The organism is Chitinophaga tropicalis, from assembly GCF_009758205.1.
In the GTDB taxonomy this organism is placed as follows: Bacteria; Bacteroidota; Bacteroidia; order Chitinophagales; family Chitinophagaceae; genus Chitinophaga; species Chitinophaga tropicalis.
Genome location: NZ_WRXN01000036.1, coordinates 1 through 4,885 on the forward strand (window position 1 = coordinate 1; position 4,885 = coordinate 4,885).

Annotated in this window: 2 protein-coding genes; both read left to right on the forward strand. The window is 46.2% G+C overall.

Annotation, left to right across the window (positions count from 1 at the left end; all coding sequences use genetic code 11):
- The coding region (locus GO493_RS30615; RefSeq protein WP_157310054.1) for a T9SS type A sorting domain-containing protein at nucleotides 1–2,563 on the forward strand (2,563 nt) is incomplete at its 5' end.
- 41 nt (nucleotides 2,564–2,604) lie between these two features.
- Nucleotides 2,605–4,885, forward strand: a 2,281-nt coding sequence (locus GO493_RS30620) for a SprB repeat-containing protein (protein WP_198315874.1), incomplete at its 3' end; no start/stop codon positions are given.

Genomic DNA, 4,885 nt, shown 5'->3' on the forward strand with positions numbered 1-4,885 from the left:
GGTAACACTGAACGGCACAGTAGTGAACGCGACCGGAACAGTTGCGGGTCTGCCTGCCGGTAGTTATGCCCTGCATATTACCGATGCCAGAGGTTGTATAAAAGATTCCACTATAGAGATCGTTCATTTGTATCCCGAGCTGAAGATAGAAAGTGCCGTAGCGCATGATATCCGTTGTTTCGGAGAAAGCGGTAAGATAGATATCACTGTTTCCGGTGGCAATGGTGTGTATACTTATTTACTCAATGGTAACAGCTATATCAATGGAGCCGCACTTGGCGCCGGAGTTTACCATTTAACGGTTACCGATGGCAAGGGCTGTACAGTGACTTATCCTGATGCTCTTGAGATCACGACTCCGCCAGCTGCCATGAGCTTTACAGCTGTGTTGTCAGATTATAACGGCTATAACATCTCCTGCGTAGGTGGCGATAATGGATATGCACAGGTAACGGCCGCAGGTGGTTATGGCGGTTATACTTATACCTTGGATAATAATGCTTACAGCAATGATGCCATGCTGACCCATATCAATGCAGGAGTTCATGCTATTCGCGTGCAGGATGCAAAGGGTTGTATAGTATCAAATAACTATACCTTCACACAGTCATCCCAGGCAATCAATATCAGCCTTGTGAGGAAACAGGATGTAAGTTGTGCAAATATACCGGCCGGTAGCCTGACAGTAGCAGGCAGCGGCGGAACAGGAACTTTGCAATATAGTCTTGATGATACTTACTGGCAAAGCAGCCCATCCTTTAATAATCTTATTGCCGGTAATTACAATGTACTGGTAACAGATATAAATAGTTGCAAGAGCTCTCTGCCGGTACAAATAAGTTCAACAAGCCCTGCTATTGTAATAGATAGTATCAACCTGCATAACATTGTATGTTATGGAGGAAAAGGCAGCATTGAAGTACATACGCATGGTGGAACAGGTACCCTGGCAAGTGAATATTCAAGGAACGGCGGCAGCTATACAGCCTTTACCAATGCTACGCCGCTGGACATAGGTATTTATACTGTTCGTGTAAAAGATGCCAGTGGCTGTTATTCATCTGTATCAACAACGTACAGCATCACAGCTCCTGCAGAACCACTGGAAGTGGTGATCACCAGCAAAGATATCTCCTGTTATGGCCTGGCTGATGGTAGTATCAGCATCAGCACACGTGGTGGTGTTAATCCTTATCAATACAGTATTAATAACAGTGCATACAGCACTGCCAGGACCTATAATAACCTGATTGCAGGATTATATACAATAAAGGTCAGAGATAGCCGTGGCTGTATCAGCACTCAGCAGGTTACACTGAATCAGCCTTCCGCTCCTTTGTCGCTGAAGGTATCTTCCATAGAAGATCTGGTCTGCGGAGCTAACCCAACAGGTGTGATCAATTTACAATCTGCCGGTGGTACTACTCCCTATACCTATACTTCTTCAGATACCTGGCAGGATGCCCCGGTTATCAGCGGACTAACATCAGGCGATTATACAGTACAAGTAAAAGATGCCAATGGTTGTACAGCACAACAGTCCGCAACCGTGAAAACAAAATATTCAGCCATCAGCGCAGTGGCAGATATAGATTCCGTGATCTGTTATGGTCAGTCAAACGGTGCTGTAAAACTCAATGTAACAGGAGGCGACGGAGTGTATACCTATGAATGGAATACGCCTGGTAAATCAGGAACTAACCTTCCCGCCGGTACTTATACAGTTAAAGTAACAGATGGTAAAGGTTGCTTCCAGTCCTTTAGCTATGAGGTTGGCCAGCCGGAGCTGCTGACTTTACAGGCCGTGGCGCCCGCTATCTGCGATGGGTTAAGAGAAGGGACGATAGATGCACAGGTTAACGGAGGTATTATTCCTTATCAGTATTCCCTGAACGATACAGAATGGAGAGCCGATAATTATTATACAGACCTGCGCTCAGGTAACTATCGTTTGCAGGTAAAAGATGCGAATGGCTGTATAGTGAACAAAGACCTTACCATAGGTACGATCAATGTAATGCCAGAGGTAGACTTCCTTGTAGCTTCCCGCAAGAACGCAATGGATACGCTTGCTATTACAGAGATCAGTGTACCAGCACCTGACAATGTAAGCTGGACTTACCACCCTGATGCGCAGTTCCTTGGTTATAATGAGAAGGGCACACCAATGATCAAGTTTACAAGCCCGGGCACGTACTGGGTCGGTATGACAGCCAGCTTTGGCAGCTGTTCCTATTCAGTAAAGAAAGAGCTGGTGATCAACGCCTACGATCCGCTGGCAGGACCGGGATATAACATGCCTGTTCATGTAATAGATACCGTAATGTTATCACCTAATCCCAACAATGGTCAGTTCAACTTTAAGGTGAAACTGAACCGTAAGCAGCAGGTGGTAGCTTATGTGTATGACATGAACGGAGTTATAGCAGGCAAAAAGCAGTATGCCCCAACGTTGCAGATCGACGATTCCTTTACGGTCGGCGGCACACAGACAGGCACCTTTATATTAAGAGTAATTACAGAAAGCGAAAGTCGTGATGTGAGGTTTGTTATTTCGCGATGAGAGCACGGCTAAAGTATATTGTTAATGTTACACTACCGGTTATGAGCTATCGAAACCCTGTACCCGTATCGTTAGCCAGATTATGTATGATCTGGATGGGATTGTTTTTGTTATTGGTGAAGAACGACGTCAGGGCACAGTTGCAGGCTAATATCTATATGCAGTTAGGTTCAGGTGTTGCAGGATCCGATCTGTCACTGGGCTCTACCTCATTTAGCTACTATTATCCATTCAGCTATTGGGGAGGCAGTATGTATTCAGTCAATAACGTTTTTTATCCTAATCCGGGCTATCTTATATTCTATCAGAATAACCAGTCTATGCTTCCTGGCCTGAGCGCGGGAGTCATATATCCTGTTACCCAGGCGGGAGTTACCGATAATGCTTTTGTAGGGCCTTATATTACATACAAAAACTCGAGTAACACGGTAACCTTTACGGCAAGGTGGATATATGTGATGCCTACACCTGTGAAGATCAACGAGGGTTATTGGCCTTCAGGATCAGTCTGCGCTAATCAGCAATTCTCGTTGCGTTCAGATTATAACCCGGCTCTCATACAGGATGCCTATGCTGATGTAAAGGCGATCTTTGAATACAGATATTCAGATGGCAACTGGACGCCGTTCGATTCTGTTAACTATCTTGATCTGCCCGTTATACCGGTAAACAAATTCCCGGCGCTGGCTACACAGAAGAAAAGTATACAGTTCCGCTACAGGATAAGGGCCAGATACGCAACTGCTGTTTATTATTCTGCTTATTCACCAGAAACCGGTTTTAAGGAGTTTCTTCCGGCTCCCCCAAAACTGGCTGCAGCTAGTGTTGCGCATACAGACGCCTGTTACGGAGAAGCAAATGGCACTATCAGTGTTCCGGATGGCGCTGTCACAGGTGGATTTACCCAGAAACGCTGGATACTGAGAAGAGGTAATGTAACAGATCCCTGTAACCCCAGCATTCCTAATTCTAATTGTGGTAACCTGGTTGACTGGAGTGAGGACCTCGAACCAATGTCCCAGGGATTTAGCATTACAGGCCTTTCGGCAGATACTTATACGCTTTGGGTGGTGAACCCGGGTGACGATGCCGGTAACTGTTTTACTCCTATCGTTATTACTATTAAACAACTGGATCAGCTGGCTATCAGCCAGACCTCCCTGCAGAACGTCAGCTGCTACAACGGTAGCGACGGCGCCATTGGCGTATCTGCTTCAGGAGGGAATACCAGTGGACCATATTACTTCACATTATTATCCGGCACCACCATAGTACGTGCCCGGCAGGCCGGCACAGGCAATACCATGTCATGGCAGGGGCTTCCGGCAGGCACTTATACTGCCAGGATGGAGAACGGCAGTTGCGCCGGAAAAAGCGAGATTAATATTACTATTACCCAGCCTCCGCAGATCCTGGGCGTTGCCAGTTTCACTCCGCCTACCTGTGTTAGCCCGGGTAATGGCAGTGCTATGGCAACGGGTTCTGTTCCGGCAGGTTTTACAAAGCCGCCTTTTATTTTCAAGCTTTATAAGGAAGGTATACAAATAGATCAGTCCGCAGCAATTACAGGTGATACCTACAGCTTCACTAACCTTGCAGGAGGAAACTATAAAATAGAGATCATCAACGCCGATTATCCGCTTTGCCAGGGATGGTCACAAAGCGCTACACTGGCTACGCTTAACCCGCTGGACCTGCAATTGACAGGCCGTGATTCTGTAAGCTGCTTCGGTGGTAGCGATGGGCGTTTGCAGTTATCTGCTACGGGAGGTACAAATCTTTACAGTTATACGCTTGGCACTACTACAAATACTACAGGGCTCTTTACCGGTCTGACAGCAGGTACCTATACCATAAAACTGAAGAACCAGGATGCTACCTGTAATGACGAGATAACTAAGAGCTTTGACGTTTTCCAGCGATCTGCATTAGGTGTCGTTTTGCAAAAAACAGATATCACCTGTAATAATGCTGATAATGGTATATTAAAAGCTGTAGTCAGCGGAGGTTCCGGCAGCTATAAATATGGCTGGCAACAACTGAAGAACGGTGTGTGGACGACCAACAGTATATGGTTTAATACAGATCAGCAGATAGAAGCATTACAGCCTGGTACTTACCGCGTTGTTATTACTGATGATAAAGCCTCCGGTTGTACTGTCACCTCTTCGCAAGTGGTTCTTGACAATCCCACAGCAGTACAGATCACCAATGTTTCCATTCGCGAGGCTGTCTGCCTGGCAGATGGAGCGGGTATGACAATGACAGGAACCGGTGGCGACGGTAATTATACCTATACATGGTCACTTGACGGCACTAACT